This window comes from Vibrio sp. (assembly GCF_048266485.1).
Classification (GTDB): domain Bacteria; phylum Pseudomonadota; class Gammaproteobacteria; order Enterobacterales; family Vibrionaceae; genus Vibrio.
Map to the genome: position 1 here is coordinate 148,454 of NZ_JBLWZK010000005.1, position 22,134 is coordinate 170,587.

Below are 22,134 nucleotides of genomic sequence, written 5' to 3' on the forward strand. Positions count from 1 at the left end.
TGTTGGTTTGACAGATTAACTAGCTTTTAGCCAATCTTATGATTCGTTAGCTTGTTGAATTCGGCGCAGTGAACGCTCACGGCGACTCTCTTCTCGAGTCAAATCCAACAAGGTCTCTTCGATATAAGCCAAATGGGCATGCGAGGCTTTACGTGCTTTTTCTGGTTCACGTTCTAAAATCGCTTGCACAATATTGGCACGGTGATGACTCACCTTTTCTACCACCTCATCACGACGATGAAGTAATTCTAAATTCTGTAATACGTTTTGCTGCAATAAAGGGGCTAGGCTACGCACAATATGCAATAAAACAACATTGTGAGCCGCTTCAGAAATCGCAATTAACACTGCCATTACTGCGCTTGATTCCTGCACCACATCTTTATTTTCAATCGCTTTTTCAACTTCTTTTTGGCATTGAGATATGCGCTCAAAATCTTCTTCAGTACCACGTAAGGCAGCGAAATAAGCCGAAATACCTTCCATTGCATGACGAGATTCAAGTAAATCGAGTTGTGTTTCTGAATGCGTCGACAATAACTCTAGCAAAGGATCGGAAAAAGAAGTCCATAAAGTATCAGTGACGAACGTACCGCCACCTTGTTTACGAGTTAATAAACGTTTTGCTTCTAAACGCTGAATCGCTTCACGAATCGAGGGGCGAGACACATCAAATTGTTTTGCTAGTTCTCTCTCTGGAGGCAGTTGTTGCCCGGGAGAAAGTGTGCCTTCTAAAATCAGCCGTTCGATTTCCTGTTCAATGACATCGGAAAGCTTTGGCTGACGGATCCTTTGATAAGCCATGATTAATTCATTTCTCACTCGTTATTGTAAATTGGTAAGACCAATTACCATGTACAACAAAAATTTTACCGAATGCAAACACAAGTGTCCAGACAAAATTGACCCACATCAAATATACAAGCTGCGTTAACCACCACATAACATAATCACACTAAAACACTAATAAGATTGGTAAGACCATTTAAATAGTCGACATTCAAATTGTCATTTCATTAAGTAAGATGGGAATAATTTGTTAAAAGCGTGACGTTGATCGCCATTAAAATACCTCATTAGAGGTAAAAGAAAATCAATATTGTTGAATGTGTTTGTAGCGAAATTTTATTACTAGAAAATGACAACACCAGCACTCAAGCCCCCAAAATCAAAGAGACTTTGTCGTGCTGATAATTTTATTAGAAATATGAAAATAATCAAAAGTAGGAAAATCGCTAAGCGTAATGAGTTATTAATAAATAATAGTGAAATCAATACCTTAATAGGCGACGAAAGTAACGCCAATCAAATCCTAGCCCCGGGTCGGACTTTCTTAACGGAGCAATATATTGGTGGCCCGTTATTCTCGGTAAGGTAATCTCAGGATATTGCTGCATAATTAACTTGGTAATTGCTGCTAAAGATTGATACTGCGCTTGGCTGTAGCTATCTAAATCAGTTCCTTCTAGTTCAATGCCAATCGAATAATCATTACAACGCTCTACTCCAGAAAAGCTCGATTTCCCCGCATGCCAAGCCCTAGCATTAAATGGTACAAACTGAATGATTTCACCATCACGACGAATAAAGCAATGCGCCGACACCCCCATTTTATGGATCACGTTAAAAAACGGATGCTCATTAGGATCTAACTTCCCAGTAAAGAATTGCTCCACATAAGGCCCGCCATACTGCCCCGGCGGCAAGCTAATATTATGCACCACCAGTAAAGAAATCGGTGTGTGATCAGGGCGAGCGTCACAAAATGGTGATGGCACATGTTTGGTATCAGACAGCCAAGAGTCGGGAGTGATGTGCATAGTCGGCAACCTTATTTATTCGATGGCGTTATTCTGTAGTAATCAAGGTTTAAGTCAAGCGAGGGAGCTCGTAACTCGGGCGCTACGCGTCTCGTGGCTAGGTAAAGATAAAAGCGGGTTCTACCTATAAGTAAGATCTCATTAAACAATTCGAGAAACGAGAAGTGGAACGTCCTAGAGCGAAGCGCTCGAAAATCGTTTCCCCTTGCAGTATCATACCCCCTCTAACAACCTCAACGGATCTTGCTTCATGAAAACTGCTCACGATTCTCAATCTCGTCTTGAATATTTAAAGCAACAATTACCAACTGAAATCACTCGTATGGTGGCAGATGCATTGAAAGAAGATCTCGGAGGCACGCTCGATCCTAATGCCGATATTACCGCCAGCTTGATCCCAGCTAAAGCGACCAACACCGCCACCATTATCACTCGTGAACACGGGGTATTTTGTGGCAAAGCGTGGGCGGATGAAGTATTCAAACAACTTGGCGATCAAGTACAAATCGACTGGCATGTAGCGGATGGTGATACGGTAGAACCCAACCAAACGCTTTGCACGCTAACCGGTCCATCTCGCGCGCTATTAACGGGCGAACGTAATGCAATGAACTTCATTCAAACCCTGTCTGGTTGCGCTAGTTTAACGGCAGAATATGTTAAAGAGTTGGCCGGAACAGAATGTCGCCTACTGGATACCCGAAAAACCATTCCCGGTCTGCGCAGCGCGTTAAAATATGCGGTAACTTGTGGTGGCGGCTTTAATCATCGTATCGGCGTGTTTGATGCCTACCTAATTAAAGAAAATCACATCATGGCCTGTGGTGGCATTGAAAAAGCCATTGCCACCGCGAAAGAACTTAACCCAGGTAAACCGGTTGAAGTGGAAACCGAATCCTTAGAAGAATTAGAACGTGCCATCCGCGCCGGTGCAGACATTGTCATGCTAGATAACTTCACTAAAGAAATGATGTTTACTGCAGTGGAAATCAACCAACAAATCGGTAAAGAAAACGGCTTAACCACCGGCCAAGCCGCATTAGAAAACTCCGGCGATATTACCTTAAAAACCATACATGAATACGCTAAAACTGGTGTAGATTATATCTCAGTCGGAGCATTAACTAAGCATGTTAAGGCGATGGATTTGTCGATGAGAGTAATTGGATAATCTTTTATTTTCTAAGCTTTAATTGTCATTCCGTACATGAGCCTAAGCGAAGAAGATACGGAATCTCCTACAACACATTGAGTCTCAAAGTACTGTAGGAGATCCTGAACTGCGCTCCTACGTCGCTTTTCAGGATGACGATATCAATAATGGTCATGTCAAAAACGATCGCGGACCGCTCTTACCTAGAAACTAGGAACCAGGAACTAGCAACCTATCCCCCGTGACCTCCCTCCCATTTCCTTCCCAATTTCATACTAAATTCATATTTCCCTTACGTCAGGGTATGGTCAAAAAATCATCTCACCTCACTCAATAGTTCAATATTGCTCGCAATAATTTGTTTTTCTAATGTAATCAATGACTCAGTTTTCAAACTGGCTCGAATAGGCTCCTCAGGGTAATTTTCTTTTTTATCAATCGCTTTAACCTTGGTGTGGTAATACCATCAATCATTCACGGAGATGAAAATGAAACAATTACAACAAGGTAAGAAGAAGTTACAGAAAGGCTTTACGCTCATTGAATTGATGATCGTAGTTGCGATCATTGGCGTGCTGTCGGCGATTGCGATTCCTGCGTATAAAAATTATGTAAAAAAATCTGAAGCAGCTACTGGTTTATCTACAGTACGCTCATTGGTTACAAATGTAGATATGTATCAACAAGAGAACGGTGAATTCCCAGATGCTGCGAAATTGGGTGAGTTAGGTGCTACTGCAAATATGAACTCTTTAGGTACATTAGCAGTAGCCCAAACCGCTAGTGGTGCTTCAGGTACAATTACATTTACATACGGAAACTCATCATCAATTACTGGGGCTGTTGTTACTTTAACTAAAAATTCTTCATCTGGTTGGGAATGTGCATTTACTGCAGATTCAACTGGTAAGCTTACTGATGAAGATCTACCTAAATCATGTAATACGCCTTTATAATAAAGATGAACACCAACCTCACCTCCATATTACGCCAAGCGGAGCTTTTGACTGACGATCAAGAGCTTATGGTGGTGAGCAGCGTTCTTAATGATAATAAAAGCGTCCCCGTGGCTTGCGTGGACGCTGGTTTTATTTCTAGCGATCAACTTCTAGTCGAGCTTTGCCAGTTATTTGCCCTACCGCAAGCCAATCTCGAACATTACAGCTTCGCCCAAGTATGTGAGCAACTGGGGATGCGTGATTTAATCATTAACCACCAAGTGCTGCCGCTACAAGTAGATTCTCATAGCTTATTACTGGCCGTCGCCGATCCAACCAACACCAATGTTGAAGACGATTTTCGCTTTGCCACCGGTAAGCAAATCGAGTTTATTCTTGCCGATTGTAAAGAGCTCGAAGGGGCAATTCGCCGTTTGTATGGTCGAGCGGTTAACTCGGATGCCACGCAAGGCAAAGATATCACCCAAGATGAGCTGGCGAATCTGGTTGAAGTTGGCAGTGATGAAATTCAAGAAACTGAAGATCTTAGCCAAGATGAAGCGCCGGTTAGCCGTTTTATCAACCAGATTTTACTCGATGCGGTACGTAAAGGCGCATCGGATATTCACTTTGAACCTTATGAAGAACTCTACCGAGTACGCTTGCGCTGTGATGGTATCTTGGTGGAAACCAACCGCCCTGCGCCGCATTTAGGTCGACGCCTTGCTGCTAGGATCAAGATCTTATCGAAACTGGATATTGCTGAACGTCGCCTACCGCAAGATGGACGAATCAAGATCCGCCTTAATGCTGATACCGCAATCGATATGCGTGTCTCCACTCTACCAACGTTGTGGGGTGAGAAGATCGTATTGCGTTTGCTCGATAGCAGCGCCGCCAACCTTAATATTGATAAGCTCGGTTATAGTGAAGCGCAAAAGCAATTGTATCTCGATGCCCTGCAACAACCGCAAGGCATGATCTTAATGACCGGCCCAACCGGGAGCGGTAAAACCGTTTCTTTGTATACCGGCCTACGGATTTTAAATACCCCGGATAAAAATATTTCTACCGCCGAAGATCCGGTGGAAATCAACTTAACCGGCATCAACCAAGTGCAAGTGAAACCTAAGATTGGCTTTACTTTTGCCGCAGCTTTACGCGCTTTCTTACGTCAAGATCCCGATGTCGTAATGGTCGGTGAGATCCGCGATCTAGAAACCGCTGAAATTGCGGTAAAAGCGGCACAGACCGGTCACTTAGTTCTCTCAACGCTACACACCAACTCTTCCGCTGAAACTGTTGTGCGTTTATCTAATATGGGAATTGAAGCGTTTAACTTAGCTTCCTCACTAAGTTTAATCATCGCGCAACGTCTGGCGCGTCGTTTATGCAACCATTGTAAAAAGCCCGATGATTTTTCTGATGCGCTACGTGAAAAATTTCATATCTCGCACGATGTGGTGATTTATAAAGCCTCTAAACAAGGTTGTCCGGAATGCACTGGCGGCTATTCAGGCCGAGTGGGGATTTATGAAGTAATGCCGTTTACCACTGAATTAGCAAGTGCGGTGATAAAAAAATCTTCTGCTAATGACATTGAAATGATCGCGGTAAAACAAGGTATGGCGACACTACGTCAATCGGGCATTGAGAATTTAAAACAAGGCGTTACTAGTTTTGCCGAATTGCAGCGCGTACTGTACTTCTAAGCCTTTAGACCAAGAAAATTTTCGACAAATTAGGAATGCCAAACAAGGACAGAATCTCATGGCAAAAGCATCAAGTCTCAAAGCGCCAGCACTAAAAAACTTTCAATGGCGTGGGGTAAATAGCTCTGGCAAAAAAGTATCAGGGCAAATGTTGGCGCTCAACGAAGTTGAGGTGCGCGCCAAACTTAAAGAACAGCGAGTACAAATTAAGAAACTCAAAAAACGTAGTGTGTCGATCTTTGCTAAAATGAGCCACAAGGTAAAGCGCAAAGATATTACGGTACTCACCAGACAGTTAGCTACCATGCTAGGCACCGGCGTCCCGATCGTTCAAGCGATCAAATTGATCTCAGATAGCCAACGTAAAGCCGAAATGAAATCAGTGCTCTTGCAGATTTGCACTCAAGTAGAAGCCGGTACCCCGATCTCCAAAGCCATGCTGTCCAGCAGCCCTTTCTTCAATGAATTTTATTGTGATCTTGTGGCCACCGGTGAGCAAACCGGTAACTTGGCCAATGTATTTAATCGCCTCGCGACCTATCGTGAGAAAAGTGAAGAATTAAGATCGAAAGTAATAAAAGCAATGATTTACCCAATAATGGTGATATCTGTAGCAACCATTGTTTCAATATTAATGCTGACAATGGTAATCCCTGAGTTTGAAGTTATGTTTAAAAGCATGGGAGCGGATCTACCATGGTTTACCCAACAAGTAGTCAACTTATCTCACTTTCTCCAAAACTATTTATTTATCATTATTCTTGCCCTGATAGGTTTAATCTTTGCGATAAAAGAAGCGCGTAAACGATCTTTTAGTTTTCAGCTTAAAACCAGTCGATTAGCTCTGCGTATGCCAGTTCTCGGTGGAGTGTTTTCCAAGGCAGCGATTGCCAAATTTAGCCGCACATTAGCCACAAGCTTTAGCGCTGGTATTCCGATTTTAACGAGCCTATTAACTACCGCAAAAACGTCTGGAAATTTGCACTATCAAGTGGCGATTGAGCAAGTGCATAAAGATACTGCCGCAGGCATGCCGATGTACATTGCAATGCGTAATGCCGATGCTTTCCCTGAAATGGTTTTGCAAATGGTGATGATAGGCGAAGAATCCGGTAACCTCGATGATATGCTTAACAAAGTTGCGGCGATTTATGAATTTGAAGTTGATAATACCGTCGATAACCTAGGTAAAATTATTGAGCCCGTGATTATTGTTTTCCTTGGCGTGGTCGTCGGTGGATTAGTAGTATCACTTTATCTTCCCATTTTTAAAATGGCTAGTGTATTCTAGAGCCCATATTATTCATTTGATTATTGGACATTATCGTATCTCATGGCGATCTTTGATTATTACCCTACTCTCTTTCCAATTGCGGCTGGCATCTTTGGTTTATTAATTGGCAGTTTTTTAAATGTGGTGATCCATCGCCTACCTATCATGATGGAACGAGAGTGGAAGCAAGAGTGCATCGAGTATTTCCCGCAACTGAAAAAAGATCCAAAGATCAAACAAGCGCTTACCGAACTCAATAAACCATTTAATCTCAATGTACCGCGTTCACATTGCCCAAAATGCGATACGCAAATTCGTACCGTTGATAATATCCCAGTTATTAGCTGGTTAATTCTCAAAGGTAAATGCCACAAATGCGCTAACCCTATCAGTTTTCGCTATCCAGCCATCGAGCTCCTAACCGCTATTTTATGTGTGGTGATCGGCGTTAATTTTACTGCCGATTGGTATGGCCTCGCATTACTGTTCTTCACGTTTACTCTCGTGTCAGCCACCTTTATCGATCTTGATACTATGTTACTGCCCGATCAACTGACACTACCTTTAATGTGGGTAGGTTTAGCGCTGTCTTTATTTGAGATTAGCCCAGTATCACTTCAAGATGCCGTGATTGGCGCCATGGCTGGTTATCTATGCTTATGGTCAATCTTCTGGGCGTTCAAGTTACTCACCGGTAAAGAAGGCATGGGCTACGGTGATTTTAAATTATTAGCTGCACTTGGTGCTTGGTTAGGTTGGCAGCAACTCCCTTTACTCATATTACTATCCTCGGTCGTCGGATTAATTTTTGGTATTATCCAACTACGTTTACAAAAGAAAGGCATAGAAAAACCTTTTCCATTTGGCCCTTACCTCGCAATTGCTGGTTGGTTTTGTTTAATCTGGGGTAGTGACTTAACGTCTTGGTACCTAACTAACATTCTAGGAATGTAAACAATGACTATGATAGTTGGCTTAACGGGAGGTATTGGCAGCGGTAAAACCACTGTCGCGAACCTATTCCACGATCAATTTGAAATTAATATTGTCGATGCCGATATTGTGGCAAGAGAAGTCGTTGAGCCGCAAAGTCCAGGATTACAAGCGATTGCTGAACATTTTGGTCAAGAGATATTAACCCTTGATGGAGAGCTTAATCGCGCGGCATTAAGAGAGCGTATTTTCAATCATCCCGATGAAAAAAAGTGGCTTAATAACTTACTCCATCCGTTGATCCGTCAGCGCATTAAACAGCAGATAACTGAAATGACTTCGGACTATGCTTTATTGGTGGTGCCGCTATTGGTGGAAAATAACTGGCAAACCATGATCGACCGTTTGCTAGTCGTGGATGTAACCCCTGAAACGCAAATTGATCGTACTTGTCAACGTGATGGTGTGCCAGAAGCGCAAGTTCATTCGATCTTAGCTTCTCAAGCATCTCGTGAACAGCGCCTCTTAGTAGCCGATGATGTAATTAACAATGATGATCCGCTCACTGAGCAAGCAAAGCAAAAACTTTTATCTCAAATCACAGTTTTACACAAAAAGTACCTAGCATTATCCAGCCACTTTCTGTAAAAATAGTACAAATATCTCCATTACCTGAAGGCATTATGCTTAAATTCGAACATCCGTTAACCGAAAAAGTACGAATTTACCTTAGAGTTGAATCTCTGATGGCTCAATTGCATAAATCTGCTAAGTTTGAATCCCCACTAGATGATCAGATTTTATTTCGCTCACTGTTTAATTTGATGGATCTTTTTGAACAAATCCATGTTAAATCTGAGCTCACCAAAGAGCTCGAAAAACAAAAAATCACCGTTAAGACTTGGGCGAATGTACCCGGTGTCGATCAAAGACTATTAGACAATATTCTAACGCAACTCGATTCTTGCTTCCGTGAAGTGATGGCCGCAGAACGTTTTGGGCAATCGCTAAAAGAAGACCGCTTTTTAAGTGCCATTCGACAGCGTTTTAATTTACCCGGTGGCCACTGCTGCTTTGATTTACCTTCACTACACTATTGGCAAAACCTGCCGTTAGATAAACGTTTACTAGATATCGATAAATGGCTTTCTACCTTAACGCCGCTGCATCACGCACTAGAATTACTATTAAAGCTACTACGTGGCAACGGTCATTTTAAATCTCAGACTGCGCATAATGGTTTTTTTCAAAGTGATGCCAATGACGCCAATATTCTACGCCTGGAAATACCATCAGAGTTGGGAATCTACCCTATGATATCTGGCCATAAGAACCGTTTTGTAGTTAAATTTATGAGCTTTGAAACAGCAAAGGCGTATAGTCAGGACGTCGAGTTTAAACTGGCAGTCTGTTAGAATATATCCCCACTAACATAAATTCCTATGACAGGTTATCTCTCAATATGACACAAGTACAATCCAAGAAAGTTACCGTAGTAAAATGTCCAACCTGCCAAACTGAAGTTATTTGGGGAGAAGTGAGTGCTTACCGCCCTTTTTGTAGCAAGCAATGCCAAATGATTGACTTTGGTGAATGGGCCGATGAAGAAAAAGCCATTCCGGGCGCGCCTGATATGTCGGATTCTGATGGGTGGTCGGAAGGTTAAAAGGAATTAAGTTTCTAGTCCCTAGTTTCTAGGTTTGAAGAGATCGTGGTGTGAATTTCGATCTCTTTTTCGTTGCTCGATGTATAAATAACGTCATTGCGTACATGAGCCTAAGCGAAGAAGATACGGAATCTCCTACAGTATGTTGAGACTCAAACTATGGTAGGAGATCCTGAACTGCGCTCCTACGTCGCTTTTCAGGATGACGTTTTTGTTAATGTACTCTCTCGAAACTAGGAACAGTCTTTCCCTAGAAACGAGTAGCGTAGCGCTCGAACAAGCTCGAATCATTAACCAAAACGTTTAATAACCTTCTCCAACACTGGCTCATTAGCTTCTGGAAAGCTGTAGCCATTCAAATCACTGATCGCGACCCATTTGCCTTCCTGCCCTTCTTTACCATACGGCTGGCCTGCAAAATCCGTCACGCTAAAGAAATCAAAGGTTAGGCTTTTTTCAGGGTAATCAAAATCGAAATGTTCAAACAATGACATCTCGGTGGCGGTAATATCAATTTCTTCTTGTAGCTCGCGAATCAAGCCTTGCTCAGCTGACTCCCCAAGCTCGACCTTACCCCCGGGAAATTCCCAATATCCACCTTTATGCAGGTTCTCAGGGCGCTTAGTAATAAATATTTGGTCTTGCTGTGCATTTAAAATAATCGCGGCCACAATGTGAACTCGTTTCATTGCTATTCTCCAAATAAGTTTAAAAAGTGAGCAATAAAAAGGCCGCAATCGCTGCGGCCTTGTTGCATTACTCAATATAATGGTTAGATCTTACCACAACATTGTTTGTACTTTTTACCCGAACCACATGGACAAGGCTCATTACGACCAACTTTACGTTCTTCTCGAACACTTGGTTGGTTTGGAGAATCAGCGTCGGTGGTCTCTTCTTCTATGCCTTCAGTTGATTCATGTTGGAACTGCTGATTACGTGCTGCCTCTTCTGCTTGAATGCGACGTTGCTCTTCCATACGGTCAACTTCTTCACGTTGTTGTACGCGAACACGACTTAAGGTAGAAATCACATCAAACTTCAAGCTATCTAATAACTCACCAAATAACTCAAACGATTCACGCTTAAACTCTTGCTTTGGATCTTTTTGTGCATAACCACGTAAATGGATACCTTGACGCAGATGATCCATCGCCGCTAAGTGTTCTTTCCATAAGTTATCAAGTGTTTGTAGCATTACTTGACGTTCAAAATTACGTAGTACTTCCGCACCAACCGCTTCTTCTTTTTGCTTATAGATAGTATTCGCTTCGCTGATCACACGCTCAAGCAAGACTTCTTCATATAACTTATCGTCTTCATCTAACCAAGTTTGAATCGGTAGTGGTAAATCGAAGTCAGCGTGTAAACGCTCTTCTAAGCCTTTTACATCCCACATTTCATCAAGTGATTGCGGCGGAATGTACTGCTCAAATACCGAACTTAAAACGTCCGTACGGTTCTGCTCAAGCATTTCACTGATATCTTCTGATGCCATTAGCTCATCACGAAGCTCATACACCACTTTACGTTGATCATTGGCCACATCATCGTAATCAAGCAATTGCTTACGTACATCAAAGTTACGACCTTCTACTTTACGCTGCGCTTTTTCAATTGAGCGAGATAGCATACGACTTTCAATCGCTTCACCTTCTTCCATTCCGCTCTGAATCAAGCCAGCCATACGCTCAGAAGTAAAGATACGTAGTAGTGAATCTTCCATTGATAGATAGAAACGTGAAGAACCAGCGTCACCTTGGCGACCAGAACGACCACGTAATTGGTTATCAATACGGCGTGATTCATGACGCTCTGTACCTATGATGTGTAAACCACCAGACTCTAGAACCGCATCATGTACTTTTCGCCACTCGGTTTTCACTTGCTCGATTTGTTCTTCCGTTGCTGGAGTACCTTGAGATTCTTCTAGTTTCTCAACTTGGTTTTCCCAGCTACCGCCTAACTTGATATCGGTACCACGACCCGCCATATTGGTTGCAATAGTCACCGCGCCAGGTGTACCGGCTTGAGCAACGATTTCAGCTTCTTGTTCGTGGAACTTAGCATTCAACACGTTATGCTTAATTTTTGCCGCTTTTAACGCATTAGAAAGTAGTTCAGATTTCTCAATCGAAACCGTACCAACTAAGATCGGCTGACCATTGGCAACACGCTCTTTGATGTCTTCAATGATTGCATCAAATTTTTCTTTTTCGGTGCGATACACAACATCTGGCATATCATTACGAATCATTGGACGATTAGTTGGAATAACCACCGTATCAAGACCGTAAATGGATTGGAATTCGAACGCTTCAGTATCCGCAGTACCTGTCATACCAGAAAGCTTCTCATATAAACGGAAGTAGTTCTGGAAGGTAATCGACGCTAAGGTTTGGTTTTCATTTTGAATCTTAACGCCTTCTTTTGCTTCTACCGCTTGATGAAGACCTTCAGACCAACGACGCCCCGGCATAGTACGGCCGGTATGTTCATCTACAATGATAATTTCATCATCTTTTACAATGTAATCAACGTCTCTTTCAAACAACACATGAGCACGAAGTGCCGCATTGACGTGATGTAACAAGCTGATATTAGCTGGAGAGTAAAGCGTCTCCCCTTCTTCCATTAAGCCATTTTTGATCAGTAGCTCTTCAACGTACTCTTGACCAGTTTCAGTCATGTGTACTTGCTTGGCTTTTTCATCAATGGTGTAGTGCTTATCACCGCGATACTCTTCCGTATCTTCTTCGTCTTGACGCTCTAGATATGGAATTAAAGTATTAATGCGGGTGTATAATTCAGAGCTGTCTTCTGCAGGACCAGAAATAATCAGCGGAGTACGCGCTTCATCGATTAGGATGGAGTCGACTTCATCGATTACCGCAAAAAAACGTTCGCGTTGTACGCGGTCTTCTGGACGAAACGCCATGTTATCGCGTAAGTAATCGAAACCGAACTCGTTGTTCGTTCCGTACAAAATATCACATTGATAAGCGGCTTTTTTCTCAGATGGGATCATGTTTGGTACATTAATACCAACCGTCATACCTAAGAATTCAAATAACTCGCGGTTAGTCTCAGCATCACGTTTGGCTAAGTAGTCATTCACAGTAATAACATGAACGCCTTTGCCTGAAATCCCATTAAGATAAGCTGATAAAGTCGCGGTTAACGTTTTACCTTCACCGGTACGCATCTCTGCAATTTTACCTGCGTTAAGAACCATACCACCGATAAGCTGAACGTCGAAATGACGCATGCCATAAATACGCTTTGACGCTTCACGTACCGTTGCAAAAGCTTCAGGTAACAGTTTATCTAATGATTCACCATTGGTGTAACGTTCACGAAACTCAATGGTCTTATGCTGAAGTTGTTCATCAGTTAATGCTTCATATTCTGGTTCAAAGCTATTAATTTGATTTACGATCTTTCTCAGCTGGCGTAACGTTCTATCATTACGGCTGCCGATGACACTAGTCAGTAACTTAGTTAACATTATTTACGAATCTCTCTTCCTGATCTTTCGGATCTCTGCTTTCAGCTTCTCACAGTTTAATTCTAAGAATACTGAGATAAATTTGGTCTACTTGTCATATGGTGCCAATCAAGCCCATTTTCAAGACTAAAAGACAAGTGGTTATATAGCCAAGTGACTTCAAGATACAGAATTCACTTGGTTATATAGTATGGGATTATGCACCTATCTTCTATCTACAAACACTGTTGTTTGCGTTCATCCTCATTATTTTTAATCAAAAATAATATTTTTTGACATTAATAATTTTTCATAACGCATAATATATACTCAAGCGACTTGAGTATAATGATTAAGCTTTAATATGATGAGATATTTTATGCGAGACCACCGCCCAAAACTAACACAAGATCTGATTGGTGATAGCCAGTTAAAGGCCTTTTCTCAGCATGTTTCTGAAATTTTATCGATCAACCAAACACTAAAAAGTATCTTGCCGAAGAACCTATTAGCTCATTGTCGAGCGGCCAATGTTCGTCAAAATCAATTACTGATCGAAGTGGCGAATGCTTCTTTCCAAATGAAACTCAACTATGAGCGAATCAGAATTTTATCTGAGCTAAGAGCAGCAGGATTTTCTCGTTTGGCTGGAATAGAGTTTAAAGTAAACCCTGAGTTATATCGTAGTGAATCTCTCAAAGAAAAAGAAGTGACTTATCAGCAACATGCTTTAAGTGAGGAAGCAGCTCAATCTATCCTAATGGCCGCCTCTTTAGCACCACCGAAGCTGAAGCATCGAATGGAAAGCCTAGCGAAACTTGCTCAACCAAAAAGCAAATAACTCTTTTTTGTTTTGATAAATTTTAGGTAATAAAAAAGCCAGACTTTCAGTCTGGCTTTTTTAATACTTAATTCGATCTTAAGCTAATACTGTATTCGGCATAACTTCACCAAATGCAACTGGCGAACCGGCAGCTTCTTCAAACGTAGCCCATTCCCAAGCTTCTTGGTCAGCTAGAACTGCACGCAATAACTGGTTGTTCAAAGCATGGCCTGTTTTATAAGCACGAAGCTCACCAACAATGCTATGGCCACACATGTATAAGTCACCAATGGCATCTAATACTTTGTGCGTAACAAATTCATTACTAAAACGTAAGCCTTCTTCATTCAAGATACGGTATTCATCAAGAACGATTGCACAGTCAAAGCTACCACCTAAACATAGATTCTGTGACTGTAAATATTCGATATCGCGCATAAAACCAAAGGTACGAGCACGAGAAATATCTTTGATAAACGCCTGTGAAGAGAAATCAAACAACATATGTTGTTGTTCAGAATCAATAGCAGGGTGATCAAACTCAATTTCAAAATCCATACGGAAACCGTCATAAGGAACAAGCTCTGCCCACTTATCACCATCTTCAATACGAATTGGCTTTTTAATACGAATAAAACGTTTTGGTGCATTTAGAGTTTCGACACCTGCTGATTGCAGCAGATATACAAACGGGCTAGCACTGCCATCCATAATTGGAATTTCAGGCGCATCAACCTCGATGATAATGTTGTCGATTCCCATACCGGCTAGAGCTGCATTTAAGTGCTCAACGGTAGAAATACGAATGCCTTCATCGTTTACTAACGCAGTACACAACATAGTGTCACGTACTGAGTTTGGATCAGAAGGAAAATCCACAGGGGGATTCATATCTGTACGACGATAAATTATACCGGTATTAGCTGGTGCAGGACGTAGCGTAAGCGTGACTTTACGTCCAGAGTGGAGACCCACACCAGTCGTTTTCACCATTTCTTTCAATGTACGTTGTCTGATCATCTAATTTGCCTCTAATTTACGCTTTTACGCTACATATCACAGCCAATATTTGACTGGTCAGATATCTTATCACATTTTAGATATACTTCAACTAATTGTGCAAAACTCAATCAGCTTGGTGTCTTAAAAATGCAGGGATATCAAGGTAACCACTGTCATTTTCATCTGGCTTCTTCACCGTATTTGAATTTTCATTCGAAGAGCTTGATGAGGAACTTGTCGCCGGTGCTTTGTTAGTACGAAGCATGGGCTGTGGCACTTCTTCCTCAGTCTTAGCTGATGATTGAGCGGACGCTTGAACTGCAGGTTGAGGTGCTGAAACTGGTTTCGCTGAACTACCTTTAACTAAAGTGATATCAGGTTGATGAGAGTTACCAATTCCCGTTGCAACAACTGTTACGCGGATTTCATCGCTCATGTCAGGATCAAGAGAAGTACCAATAACAACCGTTGCATTATCTGAAGCAAATGCCTTAACGGTGTTACCTACGGTTTCGAATTCCTCTAAACGCATGTCTAGGCCAGCAGTGATGTTAACTAACACACCACGCGCACCAGCAAGATCGATGTCTTCTAGTAATGGGCTTGAGATAGCAATTTCAGCGGCTTCTTCTGCACGGTCTTCACCAGTAGCGACACCGCTCCCCATCATGGCATGCCCCATTTCAGACATCACCGTACGTACGTCGGCGAAGTCAACATTCATCATACCAGGACGAGTAATCAGCTCAGCAATACCTTGAACGGCATTACGTAATACATCATTCGCTTTAGCAAAGGCTTCAAGCAATGTAATACCACGGCCAAGTACTTTCAGTAGCTTTTCATTTGGAATGGTGATCAATGAATCAACATGCTTTGAAAGCTCTTCAATACCTTGCTCAGCAAAAGCCATACGCTTTTTGCCTTCAAAGCTAAACGGTTTAGTTACGACCGCTACGGTTAAGATACCAAGTTCTTTAGCTACTTCTGCAATCACAGGCGCTGCACCGGTACCGGTACCACCACCCATACCAGCTGCAATGAACACCATATCGGCGCCAGCTAAAACCGCTTTAATTGCTTCACGGTCTTCTAATGCTGAGTCACGACCTACTTGAGGGTTTGCTCCGGCACCTAGACCTTTAGTGATATCGCCACCAATTTGAATAACATTGCTGACACTTACTTTACGTAGCGCTTGGGCATCCGTATTAACACTGATGAACTCCACCCCTTCGATGGACTCTCGCACCATGTGTTCTACGGCATTGCCACCGCCGCCTCCAACTCCAACGACTTTAATTACAGCATCGTCAGACATTTCCATCATCGGTTCAAACATGTGTTTTCTCCGTTTCTTCCTGTTCGCCTCAGGTTAAAACTCTTTTTGTATCCAATTACGTAGCTTTTGAATGATATCCGTAAACGAGCTACCAGAGCGCTGCTTTGGTGCTGTGTGTTGATATTCACCCTCATCATAAAACTGGCTGTCTTTGGCGTAATGTAATAATCCAACCGCTGTTGCATGATATGGCTCTTTAACGTAGTCAGTTAACCCTCTGACTTCTAGGGGTTTACCAATTCTTACTTGGTTGCGGAATACGCGTTCTGCACACTCCACTAATCCTTCAATCTGTGATGCTCCACCGGTTAGCACAATACCTGCCGCTAAATGGTGTTTAATTCCATCTTCACGTAACTTTGCTTGAACAGAATCAATGCTTTGATTAACCATGCCCATAAGCTCAGTATATCGGGGTTCTATCACTTCTGCCAAAGTTTGACGTTGTAAACTTCGAGAAGGACGACCACCAACACTTGGTACGTTAACAGTATCGTCTTTGCTTACTAGCTCGCTAAGCGCACAACCAAACTTAACTTTTATCTCTTCAGCATCGCTGACAGGTGTACCAAATGCAAAGGCAATATCACTTGTTACGGCATTACCAGCATAAGAAAATACTTTTGTGTGACGTAGCGCACCACCAGTCCAGATGGATAGCTCCATTGTACCCGCCCCGATATCGATCACACAGACACCAAGCTCACGCTCATCGTCAGTGATAACCGCATTACTTGATGCTAAGCCTGAATATATCAGCTGTTCCACTTTTAAATTACAGCGTTCTACCGCTTTGATGATATTTCTTGCCATGTCATTATGACAAGAAATCAAGTGAACACTCGCTTCCATACGAACACCAGACAAACCTAAAGGGTTTTTAATTCCTTCTTGATAATCGATAGTGAACTCTTGAGGAATGACGTGCAAAATACGCTGCTCTTCACCGATTTTAATCGATTTAGCAGTATGAATAACACGATCCATATCCTCTTGAGAAACTTCTTCTTCTGAAATCGCCCCCATACCTTTTTCTATACGGCTAGCAATATGCTTACCTGAAAGAGAAAGATAGACACTCGTAATCTGGCATTCTGCCATTAATTCGGCTTGGTCGATAGCGCGCTGAACGGATTTTACAACCGATTCAAGATCGTTAACACCACCTTTGTCCATACCATGAGATGGGCTAGTTCCGGCTCCTATGATGTTAATTTGTCCATCAGGAAGCACTTCACCTACTAACGCGGATACAGTAGCTGTGCCAATATCAAGACCAACGACTATGTTACCTTCTGCGGTCTTCGTCATTTATTTCTCTCTTGTGCTGAATCATCATCTGGAATCCAACCAACGGCGGCCCCAGTATCATATCGAAGATCAATGTAGCTAATTTGCTCTACTTTATCGCCCAACCGACCATAAAGTTTAATAAAACGATTCAAACGATCTTCACGAGCATCTTTTCCGAGCTCTAAACGAATACCGTTATCTAATATTAATTGCCATGCACGTCTATCATTTAATACAACTGATGTAATAGTACGACCTAGCGGCTTTAATTTTTGCGTGCTTTTTTGCCAAACTGACAAGACTTGCTCACTAGAACCTTCTGGTCCGTAAAGATTCACCGTATTTTCAGGAGCGTCTTCTGGGTGACCATTAAAAATATGACCTTCCGGGCTTAATAGCGAATTACCATTCCAAATCGCAATCGCTTGGTATTCAACAATATAGACTTTAACTAAGTCAGGCCATTGTTTTCTGATCGAAATTTGAGCAACCCAAGGTAAGGTTTGTAATGCTTGCTGTAACTGGTCCACATCTTGGGTCATAAATGTTCCCATATGTGGTAGCCTGGCTAAAGCACCTTGTACCTGTTTAGGACTTACGTGATGCAAATCCCCTTCGACCATTAAACGCGAAAGAGGTAAACGCTGGTCATCGGTCATCCAGCTAAAAGTTGAATAAATTAAAGTACCGATACCAATCACGACTAATAATAAAAAAGCACCACCGACCCAATGCTGTTTCGATGATGATTGAGTATTGCCTTCAACCAAATCTTCCGCGGTGATATTCATAATGAGCAGTTAGACTCTAAAATATTCATTAAATGCCCATAATCTGAGGTTAACTAATGGTACATCCCTGAAAATAACGACAATTAACAGGGATTATACTGACCGAAGGCCTGAGTGCCAAGACAACTTGTAGCTATTTTACTCACTAATGACTTTCATTTTGTCAATATCCAGTTGAAAATCCTCTAAGATTTTTGCGACACGGCCAACATCACCCGCCCCTTGAGTTAAAACCAAATCATTGTCTTCTAATAAACTAGCCAAGGTTGAGGGGAGTTTATTCGATGAATCCACAAAAATTGGATCGACTTTGCCACGACTGCGAATTGTACGACATAAAGAACGGCTATCTGCTCCTGCAATCGGTTTTTCACCTGCAGAATAAACATCAAGCATAATCAACACATCAACCTTTTCTAGAACATTCGCGAAATCATCATATAAGTCGCGTGTGCGGCTATAGCGATGTGGTTGAAAAATCATGACTAAGCGTTTATCTGGCCAACCTGAGCGAGCCGCTTGAATAGTAACGTCAACCTCACTGGGATGATGACCATAGTCATCCACCAACATAGCTTGACCATTACCCGTATCAAACTCACCTAGATGATCAAATCGACGACCAGTGCCTTGAGTGCTCACTAAAGCACGTACAATCGCATCATCTGAAATATTATCTTCAGTAGCTACCGCAATAGCAGCAGCAGCATTTAACGCATTATGTTTACCTGGAATATTTAACGTAATGTCTAAATCAGCACGCTCTTGACGGACTACGGTAAATTTACCTTGCTGGCCTTTTTGATGATAGTTAACAATTCGAACATCCGCATCTTCAGAGAAACCATAAGTAATCACTTGGCGGCTGACTCGTGGTATCAACTCTCTGACAACAGGATCATCAATACACATGATCGCTTGACCATAAAAAGGTAAATTATGCAGGAAATCGATGAACGTTTGCTTCAACGTTTCAAAATCACCACCATAAGTGTCCATATGGTCGGCTTCTATGTTGGTTACAATACTCACCATTGGTTGTAAATGCAGGAAGGATGCATCACTTTCATCAGCTTCAGCAATTAAGTAACGGCTAGAGCCTAAGCGTGCGTTAGTTCCAGCACTTTTCACTAATCCGCCATTAACAAAGGTAGGATCGAGACCCGCTTCAAAATAAATTTGTGTGACAAGCGCTGTAGTTGTAGTTTTACCATGAGTACCGGAAACGGCAATACCATGGCGAAAACGCATCAATTCAGCAAGCATTTCGGCACGACGTACCACCGGAATACGTAACTCTTTAGCCGCAATCAATTCAGGATTATCAGTTGAAATCGCAGTCGAGACCACCACTACACTAGCTTTTTCAATATTCGCTGCTTGATGACCAATGTATATTGTCGCCCCTTTTGCCTTCAAACGCTCAGTTACAGTATTTTCATTCAAATCTGAACCGCTAATGTCATAACCTTCATTAAGTAAAACTTCAGCAATACCGCTCATGCCAGCACCACCAATACCCACGAAATGAATACACTTTACTCGGCGCATTTCAGGTACGATAGAACGCAGTTCAGATAGGTTGGGATTTTGTTTTGTTAACATCAATTATTTCTCAATCTTGGCTTACAGCGATAATCGCTTCAGCAACTCGTGTGTCAGCATCGGTAATGGCAGCTGATCGTGCTTTTTCTGCCATCGCAAGTAACTGAGCCCGATCCAGTTGTTGTATTTGTTCCATTAAAACTTGTTCAGTCAAATCTGGCTGTTCAATCATTAAAGCGGCTCCACATTGAACAAGATGATCAGCATTCAGTGCTTGTTGGCGATCTTTATGCATAAAAGGAATAAAAATAGCCCCAACACCAGCAGCAGAAACTTCAGAAACCGTCAAAGCACCTGAGCGACATACTAATAAATCCGCCCACTCATACGCTTGTGCCACATTATCAATAAACTCGGTAACCTGAGCGTTAATCACTTGGTTCTCTTGATACAGTGATTCAACCATTGGTTGTTGCCCTTTACCCGCTTGATGACGTATCTCGTAATCATTACCCAAAGCTCTCATCACTGGAGGTAACGTTGTATTCAGTATTCGAGCACCTTGGCTCCCCCCCATAACCAAAATACGGATAGGTCCATCACGTTGTTCTAAGCGTTGTTTTGGCTCAGCAATCTCGACGACATCTTGGCGCACAGGATTTCCCACCACTTCAGCATTGGGAAATGCACCTGGGAATGCTTGCATCACTCGTTTGGCTATTTTAGATAACCATTGATTGGTTAAACCGGCAACGGCATTTTGCTCGTGCAGAACCACTGGAATACCAGACATCCAAGCGGCAACACCACCCGGGCCACTTACATAGCCGCCCATGCCTAAAACCACATCAGGTTGCCAAGCTTTAATATGTTTTTTCGCTTGCATAATGGCGTTAACAATTTGAAAAGGTGCCTTAATTAGCTTAGCAAGCCCTTGACCACGCAGACCTTTTACATGAATAAAATCAATTTCAATACCATGCTTTGGTACTAAATCTGCTTCCATACGATCAGGTGTGCCTAACCAGCGAATCTCCCAACCTTGCTGTTGCAACTTTTTCGCTACAGCCAAACCAGGGAAGACATGTCCACCAGTACCACCAGCCATTACTAATAAACGTTTATTCTTTTTCATTATCACTTAATTCTTGTTGGGTTTGATCTGGTTGGGGTTTCTTTTCACTCACCGGTTTAGTTCTAGCTGACAACTCTGCCAAGCGACGCTCATAATCAATACGTAACAACAGTGCTACCGCCGTCATCATAATAATAAGACTAGAACCACCATAACTGATCAAAGGTAATGTTAAACCTTTAGTTGGTACAATCGCGGCCGCCGCACCGACGTTAACTAAGGTTTGAAACGCGAACCAAATACTAATACTAGTCGCTAAAAAACCACCAAATAAATGGCCCGATTCAAGCGACCTCTTACCAATCGATAATGCTTTATATACCAAAGCAAAAATCATCAATAAGACCAATGTCACGCCAATAAAGCCTAACTCTTCTCCCACCACCGCAAAGACAAAGTCAGTATGTGCCTCAGGCAAATATTCTAGCTTCTGAATCGAGTTACCTAGCCCTTGACCAAATAAACCACCACGACCAAATGCCATTAAGGATTGGGTTAATTGATAACCACTACCAAAAGGATCTTCAAATGGATTCATGAATGAGGTTACGCGTCGCATACGATAAGGTTCAGCCAAAATCAATAAGGCTACTGAGCCGATACCGACCAATAGCAGAGCGATAAACTGTTTTAGCTTTGCTCCCGCAATAAATAACATACCGAATAACGTCACCAACATGACCACCACTGTACCTAAATCGGGCTGAGCGAGCAGTAATACCGCCAAACAACCAAATACAATAATGGGTTTGATAAAGCCACCAAAAAATGAGCTTTTCACTTCATCATGCTTACGAACTAAGTAACTAGACATAAAAATAAATAATGATAGCTTCGCCACTTCCGCAGGCTGTAAATTAAATAAGCCTAATGGGATCCAACGAGACGCACCATTAACGGAATGTCCAACCAGCAATACCACCAACAATAAGAACATAGAGAGCAAAAGTAAGTGCATGCTATGCTTCATCCAACGTTCTAACGGAATTTGTACCACTATCGTCGCGGCACCTAAAGCGAGAAATAAAAATATGCCATGTCGCACCATAAAGTGAAATGGTTCACCAGTTAGACGAGTACTAATAGGAAAAGATGCTGACGTGACCATCACCAGACCAATTAACATTAAACTAAATGCTAACCAAACCAATTGACGATCGTAAAGTACATCAGGAGAAGGTTGACTCATCCACCCTTGAAATCCTTTACCCATATTTTGCA

At 42.1% G+C, this 22,134-nt stretch carries 20 protein-coding genes; 9 read left to right on the top strand and 11 right to left on the bottom strand.

All coding sequences use genetic code 11. From position 1 onward, the window contains the following. Positions 1-36: 36 nt before the first annotated feature. Together pdhR and ampD are read right to left on the bottom strand one after the other, a co-directional pair. The gene (pdhR, locus tag ACN0T8_RS08750; protein ID WP_417880248.1) at positions 37-804 is read right to left on the bottom strand and encodes a pyruvate dehydrogenase complex transcriptional repressor PdhR; all 768 of its coding nucleotides are present in this window, start codon (positions 802-804) and stop codon (positions 37-39) included. A 467-nt stretch (positions 805-1,271) separates the two neighbouring features. Next, complete coding sequence (gene ampD / locus ACN0T8_RS08755; RefSeq protein ID WP_417880249.1) at positions 1,272-1,820, bottom strand: 1,6-anhydro-N-acetylmuramyl-L-alanine amidase AmpD; 549 nt, start codon at positions 1,818-1,820, stop codon at positions 1,272-1,274. Between the two features lie 250 nt (positions 1,821-2,070). Between ampD and nadC the strand changes: the two genes are divergently transcribed. The 8 genes from nadC to yacG all read left to right on the top strand — a co-directional run bounded on the left by nadC (position 2,071) and on the right by yacG (position 9,495). Beyond that, positions 2,071-2,991, top strand: a complete 921-nt coding sequence (gene nadC, locus ACN0T8_RS08760) for a carboxylating nicotinate-nucleotide diphosphorylase (protein ID WP_417880250.1) — start codon at positions 2,071-2,073, stop codon at positions 2,989-2,991. Between the two features lie 470 nt (positions 2,992-3,461). After that, complete coding sequence (locus ACN0T8_RS08765) at positions 3,462-3,929, top strand: pilin (RefSeq protein ID WP_417880251.1); 468 nt, start codon at positions 3,462-3,464, stop codon at positions 3,927-3,929. Between the two features lie 5 nt (positions 3,930-3,934). Further along, positions 3,935-5,623, top strand: a complete 1,689-nt coding sequence (gene pilB, locus ACN0T8_RS08770; RefSeq protein WP_417880252.1) for a type IV-A pilus assembly ATPase PilB — start codon at positions 3,935-3,937, stop codon at positions 5,621-5,623. 58 nt (positions 5,624-5,681) lie between these two features. Further along, entirely contained in the window at positions 5,682-6,914 is a 1,233-nt protein-coding gene (locus ACN0T8_RS08775; protein ID WP_417880254.1) for a type II secretion system F family protein, read from the top strand. 42 nt (positions 6,915-6,956) lie between these two features. Then, entirely contained in the window at positions 6,957-7,850 is an 894-nt protein-coding gene (locus ACN0T8_RS08780; RefSeq protein ID WP_417880255.1) for a prepilin peptidase, read from the top strand. 3 nt (positions 7,851-7,853) lie between these two features. Beyond that, positions 7,854-8,477, top strand: coding sequence for a dephospho-CoA kinase (gene coaE, locus ACN0T8_RS08785; protein ID WP_417880256.1), 624 nt, complete (start codon positions 7,854-7,856; stop codon positions 8,475-8,477). Positions 8,478-8,512: 35 nt separating this feature from the next. Then, the gene (zapD, locus tag ACN0T8_RS08790; protein WP_417880257.1) at positions 8,513-9,244 is read left to right on the top strand and encodes a cell division protein ZapD; all 732 of its coding nucleotides are present in this window, start codon (positions 8,513-8,515) and stop codon (positions 9,242-9,244) included. A 47-nt stretch (positions 9,245-9,291) separates the two neighbouring features. Then, entirely contained in the window at positions 9,292-9,495 is a 204-nt protein-coding gene (yacG, locus tag ACN0T8_RS08795; RefSeq protein ID WP_417880258.1) for a DNA gyrase inhibitor YacG, read from the top strand. A gap of 290 nt (positions 9,496-9,785) precedes the next feature. On the opposite strand, the gene mutT is transcribed toward yacG, so the two are convergent. Together mutT and secA are read right to left on the bottom strand one after the other, a co-directional pair. Further along, positions 9,786-10,184 carry an 8-oxo-dGTP diphosphatase MutT gene (gene mutT, locus ACN0T8_RS08800; protein ID WP_417880259.1) on the bottom strand — a complete coding sequence of 133 codons (399 nt, stop codon included), beginning with the start codon at positions 10,182-10,184 and terminating at the stop codon, positions 9,786-9,788. A gap of 83 nt (positions 10,185-10,267) precedes the next feature. Beyond that, positions 10,268-13,003 carry a preprotein translocase subunit SecA gene (secA, locus tag ACN0T8_RS08805; protein ID WP_417880260.1) on the bottom strand — a complete coding sequence of 912 codons (2,736 nt, stop codon included), beginning with the start codon at positions 13,001-13,003 and terminating at the stop codon, positions 10,268-10,270. Positions 13,004-13,361: 358 nt separating this feature from the next. On the opposite strand from secA, the gene ACN0T8_RS08810 reads away from it, so the two are divergent. After that, positions 13,362-13,823: a DUF721 domain-containing protein gene (locus ACN0T8_RS08810; protein WP_417880261.1), complete on the top strand. Its 462-nt coding sequence runs from the start codon at positions 13,362-13,364 to the stop codon at positions 13,821-13,823. Positions 13,824-13,901: 78 nt separating this feature from the next. Here the strand turns inward: ACN0T8_RS08810 and lpxC are convergent, their stop codons facing one another. From lpxC to ftsW, 7 genes are all read right to left on the bottom strand, one after another. After that, complete coding sequence (gene lpxC / locus ACN0T8_RS08815; RefSeq protein ID WP_417880262.1) at positions 13,902-14,825, bottom strand: UDP-3-O-acyl-N-acetylglucosamine deacetylase; 924 nt, start codon at positions 14,823-14,825, stop codon at positions 13,902-13,904. 106 nt (positions 14,826-14,931) lie between these two features. Beyond that, positions 14,932-16,149: a cell division protein FtsZ gene (gene ftsZ / locus ACN0T8_RS08820; protein WP_417880263.1), complete on the bottom strand. Its 1,218-nt coding sequence runs from the start codon at positions 16,147-16,149 to the stop codon at positions 14,932-14,934. Between the two features lie 33 nt (positions 16,150-16,182). Beyond that, entirely contained in the window at positions 16,183-17,460 is a 1,278-nt protein-coding gene (gene ftsA, locus ACN0T8_RS08825) for a cell division protein FtsA (RefSeq protein WP_417880264.1), read from the bottom strand. Further along, positions 17,457-18,233: a cell division protein FtsQ/DivIB gene (locus ACN0T8_RS08830; protein ID WP_417880265.1), complete on the bottom strand. Its 777-nt coding sequence runs from the start codon at positions 18,231-18,233 to the stop codon at positions 17,457-17,459. Before ACN0T8_RS08830 ends, ftsA begins: the two co-directional genes overlap by 4 nt. Before the next feature lie 138 nt (positions 18,234-18,371). Continuing rightward, positions 18,372-19,838, bottom strand: coding sequence for a UDP-N-acetylmuramate--L-alanine ligase (murC, locus tag ACN0T8_RS08835; protein ID WP_417880266.1), 1,467 nt, complete (start codon positions 19,836-19,838; stop codon positions 18,372-18,374). 10 nt (positions 19,839-19,848) lie between these two features. Continuing rightward, positions 19,849-20,913 carry an undecaprenyldiphospho-muramoylpentapeptide beta-N-acetylglucosaminyltransferase gene (gene murG / locus ACN0T8_RS08840; protein WP_417880267.1) on the bottom strand — a complete coding sequence of 355 codons (1,065 nt, stop codon included), beginning with the start codon at positions 20,911-20,913 and terminating at the stop codon, positions 19,849-19,851. Next, positions 20,900-22,126 carry a cell division protein FtsW gene (gene ftsW / locus ACN0T8_RS08845; protein ID WP_417880268.1) on the bottom strand — a complete coding sequence of 409 codons (1,227 nt, stop codon included), beginning with the start codon at positions 22,124-22,126 and terminating at the stop codon, positions 20,900-20,902. The genes murG and ftsW overlap by 14 nt, the downstream gene beginning before the upstream one ends. Positions 22,127-22,134: the final 8 nt, after the last annotated feature.

Excerpts from the sequence above, each read along its gene's own strand:
- ftsW (WP_417880268.1), bottom strand. The coding sequence starts at position 22,126 with ATGGGTAAAGGATTTCAAGGGTGGATGAGTCAACCTTCTCCTGATGTA.
- murG (WP_417880267.1), bottom strand. The coding sequence starts at position 20,913 with ATGAAAAAGAATAAACGTTTATTAGTAATGGCTGGTGGTACTGGTGGA.
- murC (WP_417880266.1), bottom strand. The coding sequence starts at position 19,838 with ATGTTAACAAAACAAAATCCCAACCTATCTGAACTGCGTTCTATCGTA.
- ftsA (WP_417880264.1), bottom strand. The coding sequence starts at position 17,460 with ATGACGAAGACCGCAGAAGGTAACATAGTCGTTGGTCTTGATATTGGC.
- pilB (WP_417880252.1), top strand. The coding sequence starts at position 3,935 with ATGAACACCAACCTCACCTCCATATTACGCCAAGCGGAGCTTTTGACT.
- lpxC (WP_417880262.1), bottom strand. The coding sequence starts at position 14,825 with ATGATCAGACAACGTACATTGAAAGAAATGGTGAAAACGACTGGTGTG.
- pdhR (WP_417880248.1), bottom strand. The coding sequence starts at position 804 with ATGGCTTATCAAAGGATCCGTCAGCCAAAGCTTTCCGATGTCATTGAA.
- ACN0T8_RS08810 (WP_417880261.1), top strand. The coding sequence starts at position 13,362 with ATGCGAGACCACCGCCCAAAACTAACACAAGATCTGATTGGTGATAGC.
- ACN0T8_RS08775 (WP_417880254.1), top strand. The coding sequence starts at position 5,682 with ATGGCAAAAGCATCAAGTCTCAAAGCGCCAGCACTAAAAAACTTTCAA.
- mutT (WP_417880259.1), bottom strand. The coding sequence starts at position 10,184 with ATGAAACGAGTTCACATTGTGGCCGCGATTATTTTAAATGCACAGCAA.
- ACN0T8_RS08830 (WP_417880265.1), bottom strand. The coding sequence starts at position 18,233 with ATGAATATCACCGCGGAAGATTTGGTTGAAGGCAATACTCAATCATCA.
- secA (WP_417880260.1), bottom strand. The coding sequence starts at position 13,003 with ATGTTAACTAAGTTACTGACTAGTGTCATCGGCAGCCGTAATGATAGA.
- ACN0T8_RS08765 (WP_417880251.1), top strand. The coding sequence starts at position 3,462 with ATGAAACAATTACAACAAGGTAAGAAGAAGTTACAGAAAGGCTTTACG.
- ACN0T8_RS08780 (WP_417880255.1), top strand. The coding sequence starts at position 6,957 with ATGGCGATCTTTGATTATTACCCTACTCTCTTTCCAATTGCGGCTGGC.
- yacG (WP_417880258.1), top strand. The coding sequence starts at position 9,292 with ATGACACAAGTACAATCCAAGAAAGTTACCGTAGTAAAATGTCCAACC.
- ampD (WP_417880249.1), bottom strand. The coding sequence starts at position 1,820 with ATGCACATCACTCCCGACTCTTGGCTGTCTGATACCAAACATGTGCCA.
- zapD (WP_417880257.1), top strand. The coding sequence starts at position 8,513 with ATGCTTAAATTCGAACATCCGTTAACCGAAAAAGTACGAATTTACCTT.
- nadC (WP_417880250.1), top strand. The coding sequence starts at position 2,071 with ATGAAAACTGCTCACGATTCTCAATCTCGTCTTGAATATTTAAAGCAA.
- coaE (WP_417880256.1), top strand. The coding sequence starts at position 7,854 with ATGACTATGATAGTTGGCTTAACGGGAGGTATTGGCAGCGGTAAAACC.
- ftsZ (WP_417880263.1), bottom strand. The coding sequence starts at position 16,149 with ATGTTTGAACCGATGATGGAAATGTCTGACGATGCTGTAATTAAAGTC.